The 23,683-nt window shown below is 68.2% G+C and carries 27 protein-coding genes and 1 pseudogene; 14 read left to right on the top strand and 14 right to left on the bottom strand.

The features are described 5' to 3' along the window. Positions 1-17 precede the first annotated feature (17 nt). Positions 18-1,244, top strand: coding sequence for a PrsW family intramembrane metalloprotease (locus E3T28_RS01130; protein WP_134427064.1), 1,227 nt, complete (start codon positions 18-20; stop codon positions 1,242-1,244). Positions 1,245-1,522: 278 nt separating this feature from the next. After that, the gene (locus E3T28_RS01125; RefSeq protein ID WP_134427062.1) at positions 1,523-1,894 is read left to right on the top strand and encodes an FKBP-type peptidyl-prolyl cis-trans isomerase; all 372 of its coding nucleotides are present in this window, start codon (positions 1,523-1,525) and stop codon (positions 1,892-1,894) included. A gap of 50 nt (positions 1,895-1,944) precedes the next feature. On the opposite strand, the gene E3T28_RS01120 is transcribed toward E3T28_RS01125, so the two are convergent. Then, on the bottom strand, positions 1,945-2,229 hold the full coding sequence (locus tag E3T28_RS01120; protein ID WP_241979110.1) for a DUF167 domain-containing protein: 285 nt from the start codon (positions 2,227-2,229) through the stop codon (positions 1,945-1,947). A gap of 55 nt (positions 2,230-2,284) precedes the next feature. Here E3T28_RS01120 and E3T28_RS01115 point away from each other — a divergent pair, with 55 nt between their 5' ends. Beyond that, positions 2,285-2,704, top strand: coding sequence for a hypothetical protein (locus E3T28_RS01115; protein WP_134427060.1), 420 nt, complete (start codon positions 2,285-2,287; stop codon positions 2,702-2,704). On the opposite strand, the gene E3T28_RS01110 is transcribed toward E3T28_RS01115, so the two are convergent. The 6 genes from E3T28_RS01110 to E3T28_RS01090 all read right to left on the bottom strand — a co-directional run bounded on the left by E3T28_RS01110 (position 2,676) and on the right by E3T28_RS01090 (position 6,420). Beyond that, complete coding sequence (locus E3T28_RS01110; protein WP_241979109.1) at positions 2,676-3,155, bottom strand: SDR family NAD(P)-dependent oxidoreductase; 480 nt, start codon at positions 3,153-3,155, stop codon at positions 2,676-2,678. The genes E3T28_RS01115 and E3T28_RS01110 overlap by 29 nt on opposite strands. Before the next feature lie 5 nt (positions 3,156-3,160). Continuing rightward, positions 3,161-3,337 (bottom strand): hypothetical protein, encoded by a 177-nt coding sequence (locus tag E3T28_RS17225; RefSeq protein WP_166786883.1) that lies wholly within the window; start codon positions 3,335-3,337, stop codon positions 3,161-3,163. A 68-nt stretch (positions 3,338-3,405) separates the two neighbouring features. After that, positions 3,406-3,831 (bottom strand): pyridoxamine 5'-phosphate oxidase family protein, encoded by a 426-nt coding sequence (locus E3T28_RS01105; RefSeq protein ID WP_134427058.1) that lies wholly within the window; start codon positions 3,829-3,831, stop codon positions 3,406-3,408. A 113-nt stretch (positions 3,832-3,944) separates the two neighbouring features. Then, a complete protein-coding gene (locus E3T28_RS01100) occupies positions 3,945-4,562 on the bottom strand; it encodes a hypothetical protein (protein ID WP_134427056.1) in 618 nt (205 codons plus the stop codon). A 393-nt stretch (positions 4,563-4,955) separates the two neighbouring features. Further along, entirely contained in the window at positions 4,956-5,225 is a 270-nt protein-coding gene (locus E3T28_RS01095; RefSeq protein ID WP_134427054.1) for a protealysin inhibitor emfourin, read from the bottom strand. A 10-nt stretch (positions 5,226-5,235) separates the two neighbouring features. Continuing rightward, complete coding sequence (locus tag E3T28_RS01090; protein ID WP_134427052.1) at positions 5,236-6,420, bottom strand: M4 family metallopeptidase; 1,185 nt, start codon at positions 6,418-6,420, stop codon at positions 5,236-5,238. Between the two features lie 254 nt (positions 6,421-6,674). Between E3T28_RS01090 and E3T28_RS01085 the strand changes: the two genes are divergently transcribed. After that, the gene (locus tag E3T28_RS01085) at positions 6,675-7,577 is read left to right on the top strand and encodes an LLM class flavin-dependent oxidoreductase (RefSeq protein WP_134427050.1); all 903 of its coding nucleotides are present in this window, start codon (positions 6,675-6,677) and stop codon (positions 7,575-7,577) included. 201 nt (positions 7,578-7,778) lie between these two features. Beyond that, positions 7,779-9,740: a BCCT family transporter gene (locus E3T28_RS01080; protein ID WP_241979108.1), complete on the top strand. Its 1,962-nt coding sequence runs from the start codon at positions 7,779-7,781 to the stop codon at positions 9,738-9,740. Positions 9,741-9,807: 67 nt separating this feature from the next. Here the strand turns inward: E3T28_RS01080 and E3T28_RS17680 are convergent. Continuing rightward, positions 9,808-9,861: pseudogene (locus tag E3T28_RS17680) on the bottom strand (hypothetical protein); the annotation flags it as partial. Positions 9,862-10,019: 158 nt separating this feature from the next. Between E3T28_RS17680 and E3T28_RS01065 the strand changes: the two are divergent. From E3T28_RS01065 to E3T28_RS01035, 7 genes are all read left to right on the top strand, one after another. Then, positions 10,020-11,174, top strand: coding sequence for an AI-2E family transporter (locus E3T28_RS01065; RefSeq protein ID WP_134427048.1), 1,155 nt, complete (start codon positions 10,020-10,022; stop codon positions 11,172-11,174). A 97-nt stretch (positions 11,175-11,271) separates the two neighbouring features. Further along, on the top strand, positions 11,272-12,129 hold the full coding sequence (locus tag E3T28_RS01060; protein WP_134427046.1) for a class II fructose-bisphosphate aldolase: 858 nt from the start codon (positions 11,272-11,274) through the stop codon (positions 12,127-12,129). 4 nt (positions 12,130-12,133) lie between these two features. Then, entirely contained in the window at positions 12,134-12,961 is an 828-nt protein-coding gene (locus E3T28_RS01055; RefSeq protein ID WP_134427044.1) for an HAD-IA family hydrolase, read from the top strand. Beyond that, positions 12,958-13,605 (top strand): dihydroxyacetone kinase subunit DhaL, encoded by a 648-nt coding sequence (dhaL, locus tag E3T28_RS01050; protein ID WP_134427042.1) that lies wholly within the window; start codon positions 12,958-12,960, stop codon positions 13,603-13,605. Before E3T28_RS01055 ends, dhaL begins: the two co-directional genes overlap by 4 nt. Positions 13,606-13,640: 35 nt before the next feature. Next, on the top strand, positions 13,641-14,636 hold the full coding sequence (gene dhaK / locus E3T28_RS01045) for a dihydroxyacetone kinase subunit DhaK (protein ID WP_134427040.1): 996 nt from the start codon (positions 13,641-13,643) through the stop codon (positions 14,634-14,636). A 110-nt stretch (positions 14,637-14,746) separates the two neighbouring features. After that, positions 14,747-15,016 carry a 30S ribosomal protein S15 gene (gene rpsO, locus E3T28_RS01040; protein WP_104101100.1) on the top strand — a complete coding sequence of 90 codons (270 nt, stop codon included), beginning with the start codon at positions 14,747-14,749 and terminating at the stop codon, positions 15,014-15,016. Positions 15,017-15,144: 128 nt separating this feature from the next. Next, a complete protein-coding gene (locus E3T28_RS01035) occupies positions 15,145-16,233 on the top strand; it encodes an LLM class flavin-dependent oxidoreductase (RefSeq protein WP_134427038.1) in 1,089 nt (362 codons plus the stop codon). 148 nt (positions 16,234-16,381) lie between these two features. Here E3T28_RS01035 and E3T28_RS01030 read toward each other — a convergent pair whose 3' ends face one another. The 3 genes from E3T28_RS01030 to E3T28_RS01020 all read right to left on the bottom strand — a co-directional run bounded on the left by E3T28_RS01030 (position 16,382) and on the right by E3T28_RS01020 (position 17,820). Continuing rightward, positions 16,382-16,570, bottom strand: a complete 189-nt coding sequence (locus E3T28_RS01030) for a YegP family protein (RefSeq protein ID WP_134427036.1) — start codon at positions 16,568-16,570, stop codon at positions 16,382-16,384. A gap of 180 nt (positions 16,571-16,750) precedes the next feature. After that, positions 16,751-17,062, bottom strand: a complete 312-nt coding sequence (locus E3T28_RS01025; RefSeq protein WP_134427034.1) for an AzlD domain-containing protein — start codon at positions 17,060-17,062, stop codon at positions 16,751-16,753. Beyond that, on the bottom strand, positions 17,059-17,820 hold the full coding sequence (locus E3T28_RS01020) for an AzlC family ABC transporter permease (protein WP_134427032.1): 762 nt from the start codon (positions 17,818-17,820) through the stop codon (positions 17,059-17,061). Before E3T28_RS01020 ends, E3T28_RS01025 begins: the two co-directional genes overlap by 4 nt. 264 nt (positions 17,821-18,084) lie before the next feature. Here E3T28_RS01020 and E3T28_RS01015 point away from each other — a divergent pair, with 264 nt between their 5' ends. Together E3T28_RS01015 and E3T28_RS01010 are read left to right on the top strand one after the other, a co-directional pair. Continuing rightward, complete coding sequence (locus E3T28_RS01015) at positions 18,085-19,623, top strand: amino acid permease (protein ID WP_134427030.1); 1,539 nt, start codon at positions 18,085-18,087, stop codon at positions 19,621-19,623. A 68-nt stretch (positions 19,624-19,691) separates the two neighbouring features. After that, positions 19,692-20,153, top strand: a complete 462-nt coding sequence (locus tag E3T28_RS01010) for a VanZ family protein (protein WP_134427028.1) — start codon at positions 19,692-19,694, stop codon at positions 20,151-20,153. Here E3T28_RS01010 and E3T28_RS01005 read toward each other — a convergent pair. Genes E3T28_RS01005 through E3T28_RS00995 form a run of 3 tightly spaced genes read right to left on the bottom strand, consistent with a single transcriptional unit; the run spans position 20,141 to position 23,681 of the window. Continuing rightward, the gene (locus E3T28_RS01005; RefSeq protein ID WP_134427026.1) at positions 20,141-21,841 is read right to left on the bottom strand and encodes a glycoside hydrolase family 13 protein; all 1,701 of its coding nucleotides are present in this window, start codon (positions 21,839-21,841) and stop codon (positions 20,141-20,143) included. The genes E3T28_RS01010 and E3T28_RS01005 overlap by 13 nt on opposite strands. Further along, positions 21,838-22,746: a carbohydrate ABC transporter permease gene (locus E3T28_RS01000; protein ID WP_134427024.1), complete on the bottom strand. Its 909-nt coding sequence runs from the start codon at positions 22,744-22,746 to the stop codon at positions 21,838-21,840. Before E3T28_RS01000 ends, E3T28_RS01005 begins: the two co-directional genes overlap by 4 nt. After that, a complete protein-coding gene (locus tag E3T28_RS00995) occupies positions 22,746-23,681 on the bottom strand; it encodes a carbohydrate ABC transporter permease (RefSeq protein WP_134427022.1) in 936 nt (311 codons plus the stop codon). Before E3T28_RS00995 ends, E3T28_RS01000 begins: the two co-directional genes overlap by 1 nt. Positions 23,682-23,683 lie beyond the last annotated feature (2 nt).

Here is a 23,683-nt window from a genome sequence, read left to right as displayed (position 1 = left end):
CCGCTAGTCTGTTGGGCATGACCTACGAGCCGACCCCGGCGCACGCCGCCGCCCCGCACTCTCGTCCGGACGGATCCCGGCCGACGGCCCCAGCCGCCGCCGTGCGCCCGGCGGCCCAGCCGGTGCAGCCCGTCTGGACCGCGCCGGTGCGCCGCACCCGGGCGGGCATCGTCACGCTCGCGGTCGCCGGCCTCGTCTTCGGGGGTGCGAGCCTGCTGCTGGTGTTCGTCTACCTGGCCACCTTCCTCGGGGCCGGCACGCTGCTGGTCGGCCTCATCCTGGCGCTCATCCCGCTGATCGGCATCCTGCTCGCGGTGCGCTGGATCGACCGGTGGGAGCCGGAGCCGCGCCCCGCGCTCTGGTTCGCGTTCCTCTGGGGCGCCGGCGTCTCCGTCGTGACCGCGCTGCTCTTCGACCTGGGCGTGCAGTTGGCCCGCGCCGGCACCGGATTCAGCGAAACGGATGACGGGTTCGCCGCCGCCGTCTTCCAGGCGCCCCTCGTCGAGGAGGCCGCCAAGGGAGCCGGGGTGCTGCTGCTCTTCTGGGTGCTGCGCCGCCGGTTCGACGGCCCGGTCGACGGCGTGGTCTATGCCGCGACGATCGCTGCCGGTTTCGCCTTCACCGAGAACATCCAGTATTTCGGCGTGGCAATGATGGAGGGCGGCGCCGAGAACCTGGGTTTCACGTTCCTGGTGCGCGGGGTGCTGTCTCCCTTCGCCCATGTCATGTTCACCGCCTGCATCGGCATCGCCTGCGGGCTGGCTGTTCGGTTTCGGCCCGTCGCGGCCTTCGCCACGATCCTGCTTGGATTCGCCTCTGCGATCTTCCTGCACTTCGTCTGGAACGGCGCGTTCTTCCTGGTCGAGAGCGAATCGCTGGTGTCGTACTACCTCGCCGTGCAGGTTCCCCTATTCCTCGCCGCGATCGTGGTTGTCGTGCTGCTGCGGCGCCAGGAGGAACGCGTCACCGTGCTCCGGCTGCGCGAGTATGCCGCCGCCGGCTGGTTCAGCCTGGCCGAGGTGGGCATGCTCGCCACCCGCGACGGCCGCAGCCAGGCCCGCGCTTGGGCGTCGCGGCAGCCGCCGGCCCGTAAACGGGCGATGCGTGACTTCATCCACAACTCCACCCGTCTCGCCTTCGCGCGCCAACGCATGCTGAACGGAACGGCCGCGAACGTCGACCGTGCCGACGAGTCGGAGCTGCTGGGGCTGATCCAGCGTGACCGTGCCGGCGTGATCACCTGATGCCGTGTTCCCGGCGAGCGCCGATGCCTCCGCGAGCAAGGCCCTGACGAGCAAGGCCCTGACGAGCAAGGCCCTGACGAGCAACGCCCTGACGAACAACGCCCTGACGAACAGGGACTCGCCGTCCCGGTGGTGTGGCAGTGCCGACAACTCTCCCGGGGCGACGAGTTCTCAGAACATAGTGCGCCCGGCACCCGCGTTCGCGCAAGAGGGAAGGCGTTCGCGCACGGAGGAATTTTCGGCGTGCGGGGGAGCGCGCAATCCGATTGGATAGAGCTATGACTGATCTGAATACCAAGCCCGAACTCGACGCGCCCGAGGGCCCCGCGCCCACCGAACTGACCGTCACCGACATCGTGGTGGGCGAGGGTGCCGAGGCAACCCCCGGCGCCACCGTCAACGTGCACTACCTCGGCGTCGCCTACGACACCGGAGACGAATTCGACTCCTCCTGGAGCCGCGGGCAGTCGATCAACTTCCCGCTGGGCCAGCTCATCGCCGGCTGGCAGCAGGGCATCCCCGGCATGAAGGTTGGCGGACGCCGCAAGCTGGTCGTCCCGCCGCACCTGGCCTACGGACCGGCCGGCGGAGGACACCAGCTCTCCGGCCAGACCCTGATCTTTGTGATCGACCTGCTCGGCACCCGCTAGAAACCCGCATCGACGAGGCACGTGCGAGTCGCCACGCGGGTCGCCGTTCGCTACGAATCGTCTTCGATTCGCACGTGCTTGATCCGGGAGGCGTGACCGCGCACGATGGTCACCGCACTCGTGGACACTCCGAAGTGCTTGGCCAGCAGCTTCACCAGCGCATCGTTGGCGGCCCCTTCGACAGCCCGCTGCTGCAGGAACACGGTGAGCGCGGCATCCGTCGGGGCATGGGGCATAGCGTCGCCCGGCGCCTGGCCCGGCTCGTCCACGGTGACGAGCGGTCCCTTGCGGCTGCCGGGCTTCACATGCACCGTCAGGTTCACCGTTCGCGTCACGCCGGTCCTCCTGGAATATAGTTCTCTTCACAACGCTAGTGGGCGGAGTCGGAACATGATCTCAATCGATAATGCACGGGCCCTGGCCGAGGCCGGATTGTACTGGCGACCGACCTCCGGTGACGCCTTCCGCATCGAGCGCTCCGGGTTCGAGAGCGACGTGTTCACCGTCAGCGACATGACGATCGAGCCGCACGAGTTCGACACGGGAACGATCCTCGGCTTCAACGGCACCACCGATTGGGCCCTGGATTCGCTGGCCCTCGAGGATGCCCTCTGGTTGCCGCGGGAGGACCAGCTGCGCGACCTGCTGAGGAGCACGTTCCGGTCGCTCACCCGGCAGGGCGAGAACAGCTACCGGGTCACGGTCGACCTGTTCGGTGCGCCGGAATGCTTCGACGCCGCCGACCCCGCGGATGCCTACGGCGACGCGCTCCTCCGCCTGATCAGCCTGTCCGCCGACTCCCTCGCCTGACCCTGCCCTCGCGGCTGACCTTGCTCCCGCGGCTGACCTTGCTCCCGCGGCTGTCCGCCCCGTCGAGATCGGCGAGCTTGACCGCCACGAACCGGCGCGCCGCGTCCGAGGTCTGCACCCGGAACGGGGGCCGGTCGCCGTCGAGCAGGGCAGCGATGACCTCGCCGGCGCTCCGGGCCGACTGCGCCGCGTCGAACGACGACGCCGCCCGGGCCAGGTAGGCCTCCAATGCGGCGGCGTACGGGTCATTTGCCGGGCCGGACCGGCTGAGGTCCCGGCCGACATTGGCGACGCATGAGGAGGCCACCGCGCCGGTCTCGACCACAGTCACCGACACGCCGACCGTGGCGGCGACCGGGGCGAGGCTTTCCATGAACCCCTCTACCGCGAACTTCGCCGCGCAATACGCCTCGTTGAAGGGCTGTCCGACGACCCCGCCCGCGCTGGACACGGTGATCAGCCGGCCACGGCATCCGTTGCAGCCTGAGGCTCAGTCACGTCCAGGCGACGGATGTCGAGGCTCACCTCCGCGTCGGCGGTCGCGTCCCGCAGGGCCAGGGCCCGGGCACCCTCGAGGTTTGCGCATGGTGGCCACCACCGTGTGCCCGGCCCGTGCGGCGGCGACGGCGGCATGGAGTCCGATGCCGGAGGAGGTCCCCGTGATCAAGACGACGCGGGAGTCCGGTGCGTGAGTCATTCTGCTAGTACCGGTCAGGTTCCGGGCCGAGCTGGAACCGTCGGCCGGTGAGCTTTTTCGGCGTGATCTCGACGTAGATGTACTTCAGGGTCGGGATCAGCGGGCGTAGAGGCAGCTGGTCCGCGGCCTCGATTTCGGCCTGCTTGTCGAGAACCCGGGCCTCGCCTCGCACCACGACGCTCCATGCCTCGCTGCGGCCGATGCCGTCGATCTCGAAGGCGACGCGGTTGTTCACCGTGAGCTCGAGGAGCTTCGTGCCCTCGGCGGTGCGGAAAACGAGACGCCCGTCTGCGGAGACGAAGTTCACCGGGTAGATGTCCGGCTCATTGGAAATGCTCATCGCGAGCCGCCCGAAACTGGACGAGATCAGGAGATCCCAGCATTCGTCCTCGGTGAGGTTCTGAACCGGATACAGGTCGTTGGTTTCCATGACCCATAGTCCCACGCGGTCCGGTGCGGCGCGAGCAGGCGGCGGTACGAAAAACGCGCCCACCGTTCCCCGAGGGGCGGTGGGCGCGTTTTCGGCCGGATCAGCGAGCCGGATCAGTCCCGATGGGCCGGGCGCACCACGGTGCGTCGCAGCGCGAGGAGCGCGCCGAGTCCGAGGAGCAGGGTGCCGACGGCCACGGAGACCAGCAAGGGAGCCGAGTCGACGCCGGTCGCGGCGAGCTCGGGAGCGGCCGTCACCGTGTCAGCGGCAGCCGGCAGTGCCGTCTCGGTGGGGGTCGGGGTTGCCGTCGGTGTGGGTGTCTGTGTCTCTGTCGGCGTGACCTCGGCCGCAAGCGCGATCGTGTTGAGCTCGGTCGCGCACTCCACGGTCGAGCCGCCACCGTTGCTGGAGTAGTTGCACTGGTTAACGGTGATGGGAACCTCGGTCGTCACCGTTGCCGAGGGATTCACCCGGCAGAGCACATCGGCGCCGCCGCCGTTGCCGGCGTTATTGCACTGGGTGACGGTCGCGTCGGTGGTGTTCTGGAGGGGCACGCAGTCAAGTTCCGTGCTGGCTCCGGATCCGACGCATTGGTTGACCGTGGCCGGGGATGCCGTGGTCGCACCGGTGATGTGGTTGTTCACGGTCACCGTGCAGATGGTGTTGCCGCCTCCGACGTTGATCGAGCCGTTGCACTGGGTGATCGTGCGGATTAGCTTGGAAGAGTTCACGACCGTCGCTGCGGGGGGCTGTACCTCGGTGTTCGCCGCGTGAACGCTGACGATGGTGCTCGTGGTCGAGCTGGTCGCGCCGGTGGCCAGATTGAGATAGTTGTCGACCGTGACGCTGCATTCGACGGCGCCGGTTCCGCCGCCGACGCCGGCAACATCGTTGCACTGATCGACGGTGCCGTCGACCGGAGCGGCAGAAGCCGCAACCAGAGGCGACGCGGTCAGGACGAAGGCTGAAAGGAGGAGGCCGAGGGCCAGGACAATCGAACGGTTCAGTGCCGTCGAGTGAAAGAATGTACGTGAAGATTTAACAGCCGGCAGATTTGCGATGGAGGCCCCCTTATTAGGGACACTCTAACAGGGGATTCTCAGCCGCACACGACGGAATACGGGTCAGTGGCCCTCGTTCACGCCTCTGACCCGGTCAATAAGTTCTTGCCACGGCCCATGGACCTGCTGTTCGCCGAGCACGACCTCGTGGGGTGCGCAGCGGATGCGGTATACGTACCGGTCCGGCTGCGGTGCGGTCTCGGACACCTCGTCCCAGGGGAGCCCGGAGAGCATTTCCGCCCAGGTGGACCGGTCGGGTTGTTCGTCCACCTGCACCTCCCAGGTGGTGCGGATGCCGGCAAAGCCACCGCTGCGCGAGACGACGACCTTCATGAGGCCGATGCTACTCCGGCCGGGGCACAGGATCGACGGCGACGTGGCCGGAGGCGGTCCCGGTCCCCGCCGCGATGTCGGACCAGGCCCGGGAGCCGGCGCCGAGCCCGCCGCCGAGGCCGACGGCGCTCCAGCCGGCGATCACGGCCTCGTGTTCGCGGGACCCGGCTCCGTGGCGCGTGACCGCGGCCCGGGAGGTCGCCCGGGCGAACCCGGCGAAGTCCACGGTGCGGCCGAGCGTGCCCGAGGTGAGGGTGTCGAACCAGATCTGGCCGGCCGTTTCCCAGGCGTTACCGCCGAGAGCGGTGGCCACGAGGTAGAACGCCCGGTTCGGAATGCCGGAGTTCAGGTGCACTCCGCCGTTGTCGTCCTCGGTTTCGATGTAGCCGGCCATGTCGGCGGGTTGCGGGTCCTTGCCGAGCACGTCGTCGTTGTAGGCGGTGCCCGGAGCCTTCAGCGAGCGCAGCGCGACCCCCTGCACCTGGTCGGTGAAGAGTCCCTCGCCGATCAGCCAGCCGGCCTCGGCGGCGGACTGGCCCAACGACCGCTGCTCCACCAGGGAGCCGAACACGTCTGACAGAGATTCGTTGATCGCGCCCGACTGCCCCTCGTAGGCGAGGTTGGCGGTGAACTGGGTCACCCCGTGGGTGAGTTCGTGCCCGATCACCGTCAGCGACGAGGTGAAGCGGTTGAAGACCTGGCCGTCGCCATCGCCGAACACCATGCGCTCGCCGTCCCAGAACGCGTTGTCGTAGTTGCGGCCGTAGTGCACGGTTGCCTCCAGCGTCAGCCCGCGGTCGTCGATCGAGTCGCGTTCGAACGCGTTCCAGAACAGGGAATGGGTGTCTCCGAGCCCCGCCCAGGCCTCGTTCACGGCAGGGTCGGCCCCCTCGGGCTGGCCCTCGCGGCGGACCAGCCGGCCCGGCAGGCGCTCCAGGCCACCGGCATCCGACACGGCCCGGTCGAGCCGACCGCGCACCGGCGGCGCCCCGCCGCGCACACCCGGGCGGGCAGCCGACGGTGGTGACGGATGCGCCGCCGCGCGCAGTTCCCGGATCGGCACGTCCCGCATCAGGGAGCGTCTGGCTGCCTCGGCCGCAGCCGCGAGCCGGGGATCGTCGACCCGGGCCAGCCGCACCAGCAGGTACGGCGGCACGATCGTGCACCGGGAGAAGCCGTCCGATGAGCCTGTCATGGGTCGAGTGTGGCACCTGACGCGCACCTGCACCACAGAAAACCCCCGACCGGGCCGCGGGCCGGCACCGGGAACCCGAGTGGGGGAGGCCCGCGGCGGCATCCGGAACGTGGGCCGGGTGCCGCCACGGGGGTCTGGTGTACAGCCGTTGACCGGCTGCCCGAGGGGGAACGAACGCCGGTCGAGCACCATTAATAGCACTGCTCAGGCCGGGCGAAAAGGTGCCGGCGACGGGCCTTTCGTAGACTCTCAGCATGCGCTTCGGAATCGTCATCCTCCCGCAAGACTCGTGGCCCCAGGCCCGCCGCCGCTGGCAGGGCGCGGAGCGGCTCGGCTTCGACCACGCCTGGACCTATGACCACCTGTCCTGGCGGTCGCTGGCCGACCAGCCCTGGCACGCGACCATCCCGACTCTGACCGCCGCGGCGGTCGTCACCTCCCGGATCCGACTGGGTACCTTCGTTTCGTCACCGAACTTCCGGCATCCGGTGACCTTCGCCAAGGAGATCGCCACCCTCGACGACATCGCCGGCGGGCGGTTTCTGCTCGGGGTCGGCTCGGGCGGCACCGGGTTCGACGCCTCCGTGCTCGGACAGCCCGACTACTCCCCGAGGCAGCGGTCCGAGCGCTTCGCCGCCTTCGTCTCGGCCCTCGACCGGCTGCTGCGCCACGAGCAACCGGGCAGCGGCGGCATCAGCTTTGCGGGGGAGTGGGCGACCGCGGTCGGCGCGCGTATGGTCGGCACGCCGGCCCAGGAGCCGCGGGTTCCGTTCGTCATCGCCGCAAATGGGCCCAAGGGGCTGCGCCTGGTCACGACGTTCGGGGCCGGTTGGGTGACGACGGGAGCGGACGGCGCCGTGGGCGCGGACTGGTGGGCAACGGTGGCCGGCCTGACGCGCCGGCTCGAGGACACGGCGTTCGCCGCGGGCCGCGACCCGGCCACCATCGACCGGTACCTCTCGCTCGACAGCGGTGGCGGCTACTCCCTGCAGAGCATCGGAGCCTTCGAGGATGCCGTCGGCCGAGCGGCCGAACTCGGCTTCACCGACGTGATCAGCCACTGGCCACGCGCGGAGGGAATCTACGCCGGAACGGAGACCGTCCTGCAGCAGGCGGCCGCTGTGATCCAAGGGCACGCCGGAGCCGGCGAGGCCTGACCAGCAGGCAGAGGAGTACCGGCATCGCACAGTCGGCGAAGATGAGCTAGAATGGACGATTCGCACCGGCATCCCCTTCCGCTCTGGAACCGGGCCCGGCCCCGCTGCAGGCCTCGTCGACGAGGTGCTGACACGACCTCCGCTCCGCGCCCGCACGACCCTGATGGCGACGGTCCATGCTCCCGATCCAGAAAGCACTTCGTGACACCACTCTCCTCACCAAGCCGCCCCGACGATCGAACCCCGGACGATTCCCGCCACCGTGTCCGCGGCAGGCTTGTGCCTGCCCCGCGGGTCTTCTTCCCGGCCCTGATCATCATCCTGCTCGTCGTCGTGGTTGCCATCGTCTTCCCCACCGGCACGGGCGACACCCTTGCCCTGCTGCAGGGCTGGGTCGTGGCCGGCCTGGGCCCGTATTACATCTTGATCGTCGCCGCGTTCGTGGTCTTCGCCACCTGGATGGGCATGAGTCGATTCGGTGACATCAAGCTCGGCCAGGACGACGACGTGCCCGAGTTCGGGCTGATGTCGTGGTTCTCGATGCTCTTCGCCGCCGGCATGGGCATCGGCCTCGTCTTCTGGGGCACGGCCGAGCCACTCACCCACTTCACCAACCCCAAGCCCGGCGTCACGGGCAGCAGCCAGGAGCTCGCCGCCGCGGCCATGTCGCAGACGTTCCTGCACTGGGGTTTCCACGCCTGGGCCATCTACGCCGTCGTCGGACTGTCGCTGGCCTACGCCATCCACCGCAAGGGACGCCCCGTCTCCATCCGCTGGGCCCTGGAACCGCTCCTCGGCGACCGAGTGCGCGGGCGCCTCGGCGATGCCATCGACGTGATCGCGATCGTCGGCACGCTCTTCGGCGTGGCCACGTCCCTCGGCCTGGGCGTCAAGCAGATCGCGGCAGGCCTGCGCCACTTGGGCGTCGTCGGCGCGGTCGACAATACCCTGCTCGTCGTGCTCATCGTTATCATCACGGCGATCGCCACCGCCTCCGTCGTCAGTGGCGTGGGCCGGGGCATCAAGTGGCTCTCGAACATCAACCTCGGCATGGCCGGGCTCCTCCTGGTCGCGGTGCTGCTCCTCGGCCCCACGCTCTACCTGTTTCGCGTGTTCGTCGAATCGATCGGCGGCTATCTGCAGGGCGTCGTCGGACTCACGTTCGATGCCGGTTCCTTCACCGGCCAGACCGGCCTCGACTGGCAGGGTGCCTGGACCGTCTTCTACTGGGGCTGGTGGATTTCGTGGGCGCCGTTCGTCGGCGTCTTCATCGCCCGGATCTCCCGCGGGCGCACGGTGCGCGAGTTCGTGGCCGGCGTTCTGCTGGTGCCGACCCTGGTGACCTTCGCCTGGTTCGCGGTCATGGGCGGCAGCGCCATCAAGCAGGCCTTCGGCGGCGACGGCGGCGGACTGTTCGACCCGGCAGTCGGCATCATCGCCGAGAACGTGCTCTTCGACTTCCTCTCCGGACTGCCCTTCGGCGGCGTGCTCTCGGTGCTCGCCGTGATCGTGGTGGCCATCTTCTTCATCACCTCGGCCGACTCCGGGTCGCTCGTCATCGATATGCTCGCTTCCGGCGGCGACACCAACCCGCCCAAGTGGAGCCGCATCCTCTGGGCGGGTCTCAGCGGACTCGTCGCGATCGCGTTGCTGCTGGCCGGCGGGCTCGCGGCGCTGCAGACCGGAGCCATCCTGACCGCCATCCCGGTCAGCGTGGTGATGATCGGCATGTGCGTCGCCACCTACAAGGCGTTCCAGGAGGAGCATCAGGTGCTGGTTCGCCTCGAACGCCGTCAACGCCGGGACGAACTGTCCCGGCGGATCCGGAAGAACGTGACCGACCACCTGGAAGAGAATTTCGACGACCACTTCGGCGACCAGATGGACGAGCGGATCACCGCTGCCCTCTCCGAGGGGGAGCAACGCCGCTGGAAGCTCTGGCGTCGCAAGCATCCGGTGGAGCACGCCCGTGCGGAGTCGGACGATGGCGCTCAGGTGGAGCTGTCCGGGCCGATTCAGGCCGAGCCGATTCAGGCCGAGCCGATTCAGGGCGAGCCGATTCAGGGCGAGCCGATTCAGGCCGGGCCGATTCAGGGCGAGCCGATTCAGGCTGCGCCGGCCGAACCTGCCGAACCTGAGACGCCTCGGACGTCGATGCGATAACCCATCGGTAGCCTTCCGGCGTGAGCGGGCGGATGCCGGGGGCCACGAGTGGGGCCGCCGTCACCGGACCCACCGCCGCGGCCACGACGGTGTCTCTGAAGGCGCCGAACAGTGCCGCCACGGTCGGCGCGCTGGTGAAGGTGACGGCGTCGAGGCCGCCGGCGAATCTCCGTCGAAGTGGTCCGACGCCGGGCCGGGGGGTGCCGCCGCCCAATCGGTCGGGAGGCTCTCGGCCGGGCAGCCGTTTACCCGGGTGGCACAGGTGCCTATGGTGGCAGCATGCGCACCGACGACCCCTCGCACCCGTCCCTGCAGACCCTGCTGACCAGCCGGCTGGGCCGGTGGGCCATCCGCTCTGCCCAGATCATCGTCGTGGTCGTGCTGGCCGCCGGCGCCGTCTACGCGCTGGTGCAGGTGAAGCTTGTGGTGATCCCCGTCCTCGTGGCGCTCATCCTGGCGTCGGCGCTGGCACCGCTGGTCGGCTGGCTGCGCAAGCGCGGCCTCCCGAGGATCCTCGCGACCTGGATCACCCTGCTGGCAGGGGCGCTCATCCTCGGCGGCATCATCACGCTCATCGTCGTCGCGGTGCGCAACCAGTGGGGTGAACTGGTGGCGGCAGCCGGCGACGGGCTCGATGAACTGCAGGGGCTGCTGGTCGAGGGGCCGATCGCGTTGGACTCGGAGCAGTTCAACGCGGTGCGTGATGCGGTCGTGGGCTTCGTCACGAGCGCGCAATTCGGCACGGGCGCGCTCGCCGGTGTGTCCGCCGCGGTGGAACTGGTCACCGGAGCCCTGCTCGTGCTGGTGATCCTGTTCTTCTTCCTGAAGGACGGCGGCCAGATCTGGACCTTCTTCCTGCGTTTCCTGCACGGTGAGAACCTCGAGCGCGCGCACCGGATCGGCGACGCCACCCCGGTGGTCCTCGGCCAGTACGTGCGGGGAACGGCGATCATCGCCCTGTTCGACGCCGTTCTGATCGGAATCGGGCTGGCCGTCCTACAGGTTCCGCTGGCGCTGCCGCTGGCCGTGATCGTGTTCCTGACCGCGTTCATCCCCCTGATCGGGGCGACCATCGCGGGCATCCTGGCTGCCCTCGTGGCGCTGGTGGCCAACGGGCCGCTCGTGGCGCTGATCGTCGTGGCCATCGTGATCGTGGTCAACCAGCTCGAGGGCGATCTGCTCAACCCTGTGGTGATGGCGGGATCGTTGAGGCTGCATCCGCTCGTGATCCTCGTCGCGTTGACCGGGGGCACCATCCTCGGCGGCATCGCCGGGGCCGTGCTCGCCGTGCCGATCGTGGCCGTGGGCTGGGCGATGATCAAGGTCTGGGATGGGCCGGACCAGTCGATCACCCAGCGGGAGAAGTTCTCCCTCCGGCACCGGCCGACACCCGTGAGTCCGTCCCAGCCCGCGAAGCCGGCGCAGACCGCGTAGGCCGAAACCCAGTGTCGGCGTCGGGTTGTCGGCTTCGGGCATTGTCGGCGTCGGGCCGCCAGCCTACGATGAGCGGCATCTGACCGGGGAGGCACAGGTGGCGATCTCAACGCTGAAGTCCGTCGTCGACCGGGCATTCGCCGAACGTTACGGCGTGCCCGCGATCAATGTCGTGAACGACTTGACCATGGAGGCCGTTCTCGCGGGGGCGGTCGAGGCGCGCTCCCCGGTGATCGTGCAGACATCCGTCAAAACCGTGAAGACCATCGGGTCGAGGGTGCTGTTCGCCACGTGGGAGGCGATGACCGCCGGCATCGAGGTGCCCGTGGTGCTGCACCTCGACCACTGTCCCGACCGGGCCGTGATCACCGAATGCCTGCGCCAGGGTTGGAACTCGGTGCTCTTCGACGCCTCCGTTCTGCCCGTGGCGGAGAACCAGCGGCAGACCATCGAGGTCGTCGCCGAGGCTCGCGGTTTCGGCGCGCATGTGGAGGGCGAGATCGAGTCGATCACCGGGGTGGAAGACGGGATCGGCTCGGAGGCGCCCTCCGCGCGACAGAGCCTGGAGATCTCGCTGCGGTTCATCGAGGCCACCGGGGTGGATGTCTTCGCTCCCGCGATCGGCAACGCTCACGGCGTGTACAAGCGTGAGCCGGTGCTCGACTTCGACCGGGTCACCGATCTGGTGGCCGCGCACCCGATCCCAATCGCCCTGCACGGCGGCAGCGGCCTCAGCCCGGCCCAGTTCACCGACCTGATCGGGCGCGGCTGCGCCAAGGTCAACATCTCCACCGCGCTGAAGATGACGTTCATGCAGTCGAGCCTCGCCTTCCTGAAAGAGGCGGAGGCCCGGGACACCTGGGACCCGCCGTCGCTGTTCGGTCAGGTGCGCGGCGACGTCGTCGCACTCACCCGCGACCTGGCCGTGCGATTCGGCAGCGCGGGGAAGGCGTGAGGCCATGCCGGCGATTATCTTCGACTGCGACGGCGTACTGGCCGACACCGAACGCGACGGCCACCTGCCGGCGTTCAACCAGACCTTCGAGGAATTCTCGGTGCCCGTGCAGTGGAGCGACTCCGATTATGCCCTGAGAGTGAAGATCGGGGGAGGCAAGGAACGGATGCGCAGCATCCTCACCCCGGAGGTCGCGACCGCGCTCGGTCTGCCGCAGGGCGACCCCGTGGCCCTCGACGAGGCCGTCGCCCGCTGGCACCGGCGAAAGACCGCGATCTACACCGAGCGGGTGGCGAGCGGCGCGCTGCCGGCCCGCCCGGGCATCCGTCGCCTCGTCGCCCAGGCCGAGGCTGCCGGCTGGACCCTCGCCGTGGCTTCGACCTCGGCGGAGGAATCCGTGCGCGCCGTGCTCACGCACGCGGTCGGGCCCGAGTTGGCCGCGCAGTTCCAAGTCTTCGCCGGCGACATCGTCGACCGGAAGAAGCCGGCCCCGGACATCTACCTGCACGCCCTGCGTGAACTCGGGATCGGACCCGCCGACGCCGTGGTCGTCGAAGACAGCGCGAACGGCCTCCGGTCGGCGCTCGCCGCGGGGCTCCGCACCGTCATCACGGTCAGCGGTTACACCGCGGACGAGGACTTCACCGGGGCATCCCTGGTGGTGTCCTCGCTGGGGGACCCCGGCGGCCCCACCACCGTGACGCTCGTCGACACGCTGGGTCTGGAGCCGGAATTCTTCGTCGACCTGCCCGATTTCGTCGCCATCCTGACCACTCCTGCCCCCGACCTCACTGCCCCCGATCTCACTGCCCCCGATCTGGAGAACCGATGACCCGCTCAGCACTGTCCGACACCGAATTCGTCGTTCACAGTATTGCCCGCACGGCCGTCGACAACGAGCGGGAATTCGGGGACCTCGACGCCGTCGTCGGTGACGGCGACTTTGGGTTCTCCCTGGCCCGCGGGTTCGAGATCGTGCTCGCCGACTGGGACGGCTTCGACCGCTCCAGCCCCTCGGCCTTCCTGAAGAAGGTGGCGCTGGTCATCTCCGGGCGTATCGGCGGCACCTCCGGTCCCCTCTGGGGCACCGCATTTCTGCGCTCGGCCGCGGCGGTGTCGGGCAAAGAGGAACTGAGCGGCACCGACGTGGTGGCGATGCTCCGGGCCGCCGCCGACGGGATCAAGGCCCGCGGCAAGGCCGACCTCGGCGACAAAACCCTGCTTGACGCCCTCGTGCCGGCCACGGATGCGCTCGAAGCCGAGGTCGCCGCCGGCAGCGACCCGGAGGCCATCCTCGCCAGGATCGCCGTGGTCGCACGATTGAGCGCGGATGCCACGAGCATGCTGCAGGCCCGTCGCGGCCGGGCCAGCTACACCGGGGAACGCAGCATCGGCTCGCCCGATCCCGGAGCGGTCGCCGTGGCGGTCATCCTGGAGCGTCTCAGCCGGGAATGGTCCTCGCGCGACGACCTCTGACTCACAACCATCAACGGCACCAGGAGGAGGGAACCATGAAGAAATTCGTCAACGACCCGAAGCAGTTCGTGCCCGACATGCTCAAGGGCATCGCCGCCGCGAACCCCGACACGCTGCGCTACGTGCCGGAGTACAACCTGATCATGCGGTCCGACAGCCCCAGCCCGAATCGGGTCTCGATCATCCAAGGATCCGGGTCCGGCCACGAGCCGGCGCACGTCATGACGGTGGGCCGGGGCATGCTGGATGCCGCGTGCCCGGGTGACGTCTTCGCCGCGCCGCCCATGGACTACGTCTACGAGACCACCAAACTCCTGGCGTCGCCGAAGGGGGTGCTGCTGCTGGTCAACAACTACACCGGCGACCGGATGGCGTTCGAGATGGCCCAGGAGATGGCCGAGGCCGACGGCATCACCGTGAAGACCCTGTTCATCGACGATGACGTCGCCGTGCAGGACTCCACCTACACCGTGGGGCGCCGCGGCGTGGCGGGCAATTTCTTCGTGATGAAGGCCGTTGGGGCGGCGGCCGAGGCCGGCGCCGACCTCGAGGAGTGCGTGCGGATCGGCGAGAAGGTGGACAGCGTCACCCGCACCATGGGAATCGCGCTCACCTCCTGCACCCCGCCCTCGAAGGGATCGCCCCTGTTCGAACTGGGGGAGGATGAGATTGAGGTGGGCGTGGGCATCCATGGTGAACCGGGCCGGCGCCGCGCGAAGCTGACCACCGCGAACGAAATGACCGACGAGATGCTCGACGCGGTCGTGAGTGACCTGCCGTACGTGTCGGGGGATCGGGTGGCCCTGATGATCAACGGCCTCGGCGGCACCCCGATCAGCGAGCTCTACATTCTGTTCGGGCGGGCGCACGAGCAGCTCGCCGCGCGGGGGATCACCGTGGGCCGCAGCTACGTCGGCGAGTACTGCACCTCGCTGGACATGGCGGGAGCATCCCTCACCCTGGTGCGCCTCGACGACGAGATCGAGGGGTTGCTCGCCGCCCCGGCCGAGATCGCCGCCCGCATCTTCTAACCATCCGGACTCTGCTAAACTCGGACGGTTGCCGTTTGACGGCCGCGGATCAAGAGAGCCCAGGCATTCGGCCCCGGGCACCGCGCAGTGAGAGAAAGGGGATCCCATCTATGGCACTCGAAGCTAATGCAAAGAAGGCGATCATCGAAAAGTACGCTACCCACCCAGGCGACACCGGGTCCCCCGAAGTTCAGATTGCAATGCTCACGCAGCGCATCCTGGACCTCACGGAGCACCTGAAAGAGCACAAGCACGACCACCACTCGCGTCGTGGCCTGCTTCTCATGGTTGGTCAGCGCCGTCGTCTGCTCGGTTACCTGTCGGATGTCGACATCACTCGGTACCGCACGCTGATCGGCAGCCTCGGACTGCGCCGCTAAGGCACTTTTCGAAGACACCGCGATCTTCTTACAAACGGGTCGTCACCTTTCGGGTGGCGGCCCGTTTCGTTTGTCCGGGGGTGCGGAATGCGGGAATATCCTCGGGCCCGGCGCGGTTTCCACCAACGATGTCTACCTCCCCGCTGAGCCTCTCCGTGCTCGATCTGATCCCCGTCCGCACCTCGCAGAGCTCCGCACACGCAATCGCGGCAGCCGTGCACCTCGCCCGGAGCGCGGACCGGCTCGGTTACACCCGCTACTGGGTGGCGGAGCACCACAACATGCAGGCGGTCGCGTCGACGAACCCGCCCGTGCTGATCGGCATCCTCGCGGCCCAGACCGAACGCATCCGGGTCGGCGCCGGGGGTGTCATGCTGCCGAACCACTCACCGCTGGTGATCGCCGAGCAGTTCGGCATCCTCGAGGCCGCGTACCCCGGCCGCATCGACCTGGGACTGGGCCGGGCGCCCGGCAGCGACCCGATGATCACCGCGCTGCTGCGCTCGAGCGGAGCCGTCAGCGAGGTCGACGCGTTCCCGCGCAACATCGCCGACATCGCGGCGCTGTTACACCCCGACGGGGCGTCGCTCAGCCTCACCTCCGGCCGGGAGTACACCCTGCACGCGACACCGGCCGCCACGGGGATACCCGAAATCTGGCTGCTCGGCTCCAGCGACTACTCGGCCCGGCTCGCCGCCCGGCAGGGCATGCCCTACGTGTTCGCCAACCACTTCGCCGGCGACGGCACCACGGCGGCCCTCGAGCTGTACCGCCGCGGGTTCACACCCAGCGAGACCCTCGACGCGCCGCGCACGATCCTCACCCTGAACGTGTCGGTCGCCGACACCAGAGGCGAAGCCCTCGCCCTCGCGCTGCCTCAGATGCAGCAGATGGCGCGGCTGCGATCGGGCCTTCCGCTCGGCCCGCTCGCAACGGTCGAAGAGGCCGCCGCCGCGCCGATGGCGCCGGCGCTGCTCGAGATGGTCGAACGGATGACGGCCGCCTGGATCATCGACGAACCCGTCGCCGCAGCCGCGCGCATCCGTGCCCTCGCGGCGCAGTTCGGGGTCGACGAGGTCATGCTGCAGCCGATCGCCTCCGCTCACACGGGCGCCGACATGGCCACCTCACCCGGTCGTGAGCGCACGCTGGAACTGCTCGCTGCTCAGCTCCTGATCGGCGAGCACCTCGCCGCCGCACTGCTCAGGGCCGGCTAGGCGCTCCGGGGCGGTTGTCGCACAGCGAGACCTCCGCCCCGAACGAATTCGACGGAGATTTTGCCCGAAACGGGCTCACAACCGTGGAAATACCCTGTTTCCAGGAGAATCTCCGTCGAATTGGTTCGACGCCGGACGCGAACTCGGCTCAGGCGTCCGGTTCCGTCATGTCGACCACGTGCGACTTGACGTGGGTCTTCAGCGCCTCGATGCCCTTGAGGGCCTCCGCCTTGGAATGGTAGCTCTCGGAGGTCGCGATCACTTCGCCGTTGTTGGCCTTCAGCCGAAACTGATATCCGCCGGATCGTTCTGCGTAGAGCTCGTATTTTCCGCTCATCACACACTCATTTCTTCAACATTGAAAAACGTGGTCGGCAGCTAGCCGTTCCGAAAACCCTACCGCCACCGGCGGCCCGGCCCGGCCCGGCCCGGCCCGCAATCGTTGCCGGATCGGACATCCGTTGCCGGTGTGCCGGCAACAGTTGTCCGAACGGGCAACAGGTGAGCGTGGGCGACCCTAGGCCGCACCCAGGAGCCGCAGTCCCGCGGCCGCGGCGGCGCCCACGATGACCACCACCAGGAACGGGGCTTTGAGCCAGAGCGCGATCGCCGCGGCGACGAGGGCGCCGAGCCGGGCGTCGACGACCAGCTCCTGGCCGGTGGCCACGGTGTTCGCCACCGTCAGGGAGGCCAGCAGGCCGATCGTCAGAGTGCCGGCGACGCGGGCGATGCGCGCGTTGGCGAGCAACTTCCGCGGCACGAGATAGCCGAGCAGCTTCGTGACGAATGCCGCCGCGCAGGCCACCAGGATCCAGACCCAGACGCTCATCGGGTCGCCTGCGCATCCGTCGGCCCGGGCCGGCCCTGCGGCGCGGGATAGGGGTCCAAGTCGGGTTCGAGCCCCTCACCGTCGGGCCCGTGCCGAAACCCGAACCAGCCGATGGCCCCGGCAACGACGGCCGCAACCAGGATCGGCACGCCCGGCGGCACGAACGGCACGGCCAGCATGGTGGCGAGGGCGCAGGCCACGGCGATCGCCCCGGCCTCCCTCGACCGCAGCCGTGGCCAGAGCAGCCCGAGGAACGCCGCGACCGCTGCCCCGTCGAGGCCCCACTGCTTCGGGTCACCCAAGGCGTCGCCCGCGAGCGCTCCGATCAGGGTGAACACGTTCCAGAGCACGAAGATGCCCAGGCCGGCCACCCAGAACCCCCGTTTCTGCTCGAGGAGCACGGTCTGCCCGGTGCTCGTGGCGAGTGACTCGTCGATGGTGACGTGGGCGGCGGCGAAGCGGCGCCAGCCACGAGGGTGCAGCAGGGCATTCAGCTGCATCCCGTACACCCCGTTACGGATGCCGAGGAGCGCCGCCGCGCCGGCGGCCGCCGCACCGCTGCCGCCGCCGGCGATCACCCCGATGAAGGCGAACTGGGATCCCCCGGAGAAGAGGAGCAGGCTCAGCGCCGACGTCTGCCAGACGTCGAGTCCCGACGAGACCGCGAGGGCGCCGAACGAGAGGCCGTAGAGCCCGGTGGCCACGGCGATCGACAGGCCGACCCGGGCCCCTGGGGAGTGGCGGAGGTCGGTGGGCACCGCTCAATGCTAGGCGAGGGAGGGCCGATCCTCCGGCTGCGTGACGCCCCAACGAATTCGACGGAGATTCTCATGGAATACCGTTCTATCAGCGCAATCGGGCACGATTTCGGCAAAATCTCCGTCGAATTCGTTCGGGGCGGGGTCACCGCCGGCGAGCGGACTCGACGGACTCGGCGCTCCGGGCAGTCGGACGGCCGGGGCGGGAAAACCCGGCGGGGGCCTAACATTGACCGGTACCCAACGGAACGGAAGCACCCAGTTATGAGCGTCTGGCGCACCAAGAGTATCGAAGCCTCCATGGCCGACTCCCTCGAGAAGGGCCACAGCCTCAAGCGCACGCTGGGCACCTGGGACCTCATGATCATGGGAGTCGCGGTCGCCGTCGGCGCCGGAATCTTCTCGGTCGGTGCGAAAGCGGCCGGAAGCTACGCCGGGCCATCCGTCACCCTGGCGTTCCTGCTCGCCGCGATCACCTGCGCCCTGGCCATCATGTGTTACGCGGAATTCGCCTCGGCGGTCCCGGTGGCCGGTTCGGCGTACACCTTCACGTACGCGACCCTCGGCGAGCTGCTCGCCTGGATCATCGGCTGGGACCTGATCCTTGAGATGCTCACCGCCGCGGCCGTGATCGCGAAGTACTGGGGGATCTACCTGAGCGAGGTCTTCGCACTCTGGAACTGGGATGTCCCGGCCACGATCCCGGTCTTCGGTCTGCAGGTCAGTTGGGGTGCGTTCGTCATCGTCGCCGTCTTCACCACCCTGCTGGTGCTGGGCACCAAGCTGTCGGCGCGCGTCGCCAGCATCTTCACCATCCTCAAAGTCGCGATCGTGCTGTTCGTGATCGTTGTGGGCGCCTTCTTCATCAACCCGAAGAACTACACGCCGTTCATTCCCGAGGCCGTGCCGTCCACGGGCGGCGACGGCGATGTCTGGATGCAGTCCCTCTTCTCGTTCATGACCGGCGCTCAGCCGGCCCAGTACGGGCTGTTCGGCCTGCTCGCCGGTGCCTCGCTCGTCTTCTTCGCGTTCATCGGCTTCGATGTGGTCGCCACCAGCGCGGAAGAGGTCAAGAACCCGCAGAAGACCCTGCCGCGCGGCATCTTCGCCGGTCTGGCCATCGTGACGGTGCTGTACCTCGGCGTCAGCCTCGTGCTCACCGGCATGGTTCCCTACACGGTCCTCGCCGACGACCCCAACGCCTCGCTCGCGACGGCGTTCATCTCGGTCGGCGCGGGCTGGGCCGCCCAGGTCATCTCGGTCGGCATCCTCGTGGGGCTGACCACCGTGATCATGGTGCTGCTCCTCGGCCTCTCCCGCGTGCTCTTCGCCATGAGCCGGGATGGCCTGCTGCCCCGCGGTCTGAGCGTCACCTCGTCCAAGCGCGGAACGCCCGCCCGGGTGCAGATCATCTCCGGCGCCGCGGTCGCCCTGATCGCCGGCTTCACCGACGTGGGCGTGCTCGAGGAAATGATCAACATTGGCACGCTGTCGGCCTTCGTGCTGGTCAGCATCGCCGTGGTCGTGCTGCGCAAGAAGCGCCCCGACCTGCCCCGAGCCTTCAAGGTGCCCTTCTCTCCCTTCCTGCCGATCCTGTCTGCGGCGCTCTGCTTCTGGCTGATGCTCAACCTGACGACGCTCACCTGGGTGCGCTTCGCGGTGTGGCTCGCCATCGGAATCGCCGTGTACTTCCTCTACGGCCGTCGCCACTCCGTGGTCGGGATCGAGGCCAAACGCGTTTTCGACGACACCCTCCGCGACGAGCTCATCGCCGAGGAAAAGGCTGCCCTGGGCAAGCAATAGCCCCATTGTCGCCGTTCGGGGACGGCGCACCGGGTGGACCCCCAGCAACGATCGGGGAGGATGGAGCCATGCTGCATCGCCATCCCGTCCTGTCCCTGGTCACGCTCGCCTACCTGGCGTCCGTGGGCTGGGTGACCCTCGGGCCGCAGCCGCTCGACAGTGGCAACAACGAGCTGCTGCTGCGGGCGCTTCGATTCTTCGACCGGCACGACGCCACCGACTGGATCACCTACGGGCGGGTCGAATTCGCGGCCAACATCGCCATGTTCATCCCGATCGGTGTGTTCCTGTTACTCCTGTTCGGACGCCGGCTGTGGTGGCTGGCGATCGTCGTCGCCGTCCTGCTCACGGGATCGATCGAGTTCATCCAGCAGTTCCTGCCGACCCGGGTCCCGGATGTGCGCGATCTGGTCGCAAACGGGAGCGGCGCCGTACTCGGAGTGATCGGCGGCCTCATCCTCACGGCGTTCAAGCTGGTGCGCCGTGAGGACCCTCGGCCCCGGCGGGCCGAGGCAACCTACAGCCGGTAGAGGCGCGCCTCCCACGGGCGCAGCACCGTGATCGCGGCCGGTGCGGCGGCATCCACCCTGACCGGGTAGTTGGACAGAACCAATTCCGCGCCGGAGACGTCCATCGAAAGCGGGTCGGTGAGCGGGGCATCGGATGCGTTCGCGACGACGAGCAGCGTCTCGTCACCCTGGGTGCGGGTGAAGGCGTAGAGCGCCTCGTGGTCGGGTTCGAGGAGGGTGAAGTCGCCGAGGGCGACCGTCCCGTTGGCGTGCCGCAGTCTGATCAGGTGCTGGTAAAAGCGGAACACGCTCCGCTCGCCCGCGAGGTCGGCGGCCACGTTGAGATGAGTGCTGTTCGGGTTCACGGCCAGCCACGGCGTGCCGGCGGTGAAGCCGGCCTGCGGCGAGGAATCCCACTGCATGGGGGTGCGCGCGTTGTCGCGGCCCATGGTCTGCACGCCGGCAAGCACGGTGCCCGGGTCCAGGTCGAACTCGTCCACGGCCTCGCGGTAGTGGTTGAGGGACTCGAGGTCGCGGTAATCGTCGATGGTGTCGAACCGCACGTTGGTCATGCCGATCTCCTCGCCCTGGTAGATGTAGGGCGTGCCGCGATGTAGGTGGAGCACCAGCGCCCAGAGCGTCGCCGACTCGTAGCGGTACTCGGTGTCGTTGCCGAAACGGGACACCAGTCGGGGTTGGTCGTGGTTGTTCAGATAGAGGCTGTTCCAGCCGGTGGCGGCGAGGCCGTCCTGCCAGCGGGACAGGCTCTGCTTCAGTGCCGGCAGGCTGCGGGGGAGCACGTCGAACTTGTGCTCACCCTGGTCCAGGCCTACATGCTCGAATTGGAATATCATGTCGACCTCGCGCCGGGCCGGGTCGGTGAACAGCCGGGCGTCGGCGGTGCTCACACCGGGCATCTCGCCGACGGTGAGGTGCCGGCCTTCGCGCCCGTCGAAGACCTCTCGGTGCATCTCCTGCAGGAACTCGTGGATCTGCGCACCCATCGGGGAGCCGCCTCCGGTGGCCGGAGTCGGCCCGTCGATCAGCTCGACCTGCTTGGCGATGAAGTTGATCACGTCCATCCGGAAGCCGTCGACGCCGCGGTCCAGCCACCAGTTCATCATCAGGTAGACCGCCTGTCGCACCTCGGGGTTCTCCCAGTTGAGGTCGGGCTGCTGCTTCGCGAACAGGTGCAGGTAGTACTCGCCGGTCGCCGGATCGAGGGTCCAGGCCGGGCCGCTGAAGGCGCTGCCCCAGCCGTTCGGCGGGCCGCCGTCGGCCCGCGGCTTGCGCCACCAGTACCAGTCGCGCTTCGGATTCGTCAGCGACGAGCGGGATTCCCGGAACCAGGCGTGCTCGTCGCTGGTGTGGTTCACCACCAGGTCCATCACGATCTTGAGGCCGCGCTCATGAGCCTCGGCCAGCAGCAAATCGAACTCCGCCAGGCTGCCGAAGACCGGTTCGATGTCCTGGTAGTCGCTGATGTCGTAGCCGTTGTCGTGCTGCGGCGACGGGTAGACGGGGGACAGCCAGACCGCGTCGACACCGAGTTCGGTGAGGTAGTCGAGCTTCGAACGGATGCCGCCGAGGTCGCCGATCCCGTCACCGTCGGAGTCCGCGAAGCTGCGCGGGTACACCTGGTAGACGATGGCGCTGGCCCACCAGGGGGCGCCGGTCTCAGGGGAGGCCGTCGGTGCGGTGTTTGTCATTTGATCGATCCTCTCATCACGCCGGAGATGACCCAGCGCTGGGCAAAAATGTACACAATCAGCAGCGGGGCCATGGCCATCAGGTACGAGGCGAACGCGGCCGAGTAGTTGGTGTTGAACTGGCCCTGGAACACGAACTGGGAAAGCTGCAGGGTGCGCGCCGCCGGGTCGGAGAGCACGACGAGCGGCAGGATGAAGTCGTTCCACGCCCAGACGCAGGTGAGGATGCCGACGGTCGCGTTCATCGGGGTCAGCAGTGGGAAGATGATCTGCCAGTACACCCGCCAGGTGGTCGCCCCGTCGGTGTAGGCCGCCTCCTCAAGCTCGATCGGGATCGACTTGATGAACGCGACGTAGATGAAGACGTTGAGGGAGAGCCCGAACACCGCGTAGAGCAGGATCAGCCCGACCTGGTTGTCGAGGCCGAACAGGGCCGTCTCCTTCACAACCGGGAGCATGATGATCGGGAACGGGATGAAGATCGCGGACAGCAGGTAGAAGTAGACGCCCTTGAAGAACGGCTTGTGCAGGTTGCGGGCGATGGCATAGGCCACCAGCGAGTTCGTCAACAGGGTGAGCACGACGGCGCCGACGGTGATCAGGGCCGTGTTCAGCAGCGCCTGCGGGAACCGGGTCAGCGTCCAGGCGTCGACGAAGTTCTGCCAGTGGAAACCGGTGGGCAGTTCGAATCCGGTGCCGCCGAGCTGGTCGGGGGTCTTCAGCGCGGTGATCACCGCGAAATAGAGCGGCACGAGCACGGTGATCGCGCAGATCGCGATCAGCGCCGTGGCCCACCAGTTGATCCGGGTGCGGTTGCCGGTGATACGCCGGACTCCACGCGGGTCCCGCTCGATGCGGAGGGACACGGGTTCGACTGTGGCGGGGGAGTCGATGGTGATAGCCATTAGAAGTCGGCCTCCTTGCGCTGGAGAATTCGGAACTGCAGGAACGAGACGAGCATGATGACGACGACGAACAGGACCGCGTTGGCGGACTGGTAGGCGAACTCGCCGCCCTGGAAGCCGCCCCGGAAGATGAGCAGGGTGATCGATTCGGTCGAGGTTCCCGGCCCCCCGGCGGTGAGGGCGACGATGTGGTCGAAGGTCTGCAGGAACCCCTTCAGGCTGAGCACCATGTTGATGGTGAAGAAGGCGCTGATCATGGGGAACGTGATCGACCGGAACTGCCGTCCCGGCGTGGCGCCGTCGATGGCGGATGCCTCGTAGAGCTCCTGAGGAATCGTTTGCAGCCCGGCCAGATAGAGGATGATCGCGAACGCGCAGGCCTGCCAGACGGCGAGGGCGACGATGGCCGTCCACGCCCAGTCCGGGTTGGTCAGGATGTTGTCACGGAACACCGGGACGTTCGACAGGATCCGGGGCAGCGAGTTGGCGAAGAAATACTGGAAGACGTAGCCGACGACCAGGATCGCGAGCACGTAGGGGATGAAGAAGATGCCGCGGAAGGTGGACTGGAACGCGATCTTCGCGTTGAGCCCGACCGCGATGGCCAGAGAGATCACGTTGGTGAGGATGGTGGCGACGATGGCGAACCCGAAGGTGAATCCGTAGGCCTTCAGCACCCGGTCATCCTGGAACAGGGCGAGGAAGTTGCCGAACCCGACGAAGTCCCACGAGCCGAAGCCGGCGTAGTTGGTGAAGGAGAAAAAGACGCCGATGAGCACCGGGACGGTATGCAGCAGCGCGAAGACGGCGACCGCGGGGACGACCATCCAGTAGAAGGCGCGCGGGGTGGCGCCGACGCGACGTCGCACGGTGCTCGGCCGGGATCCTCGGGGCGTGCGCTCCGGCCGTGGCCGGGTCAGGACGGGAGTAGCCATTG

Origin of the sequence: Cryobacterium sinapicolor, assembly GCF_004403465.1 — a bacterium.
Lineage (GTDB): Bacteria > Actinomycetota > Actinomycetes > Actinomycetales > Microbacteriaceae > Cryobacterium > Cryobacterium sinapicolor.
The sequence above is the reverse complement of the archived record's forward strand: the minus strand, read 5'-3'. Positions and strand labels throughout refer to the sequence as shown.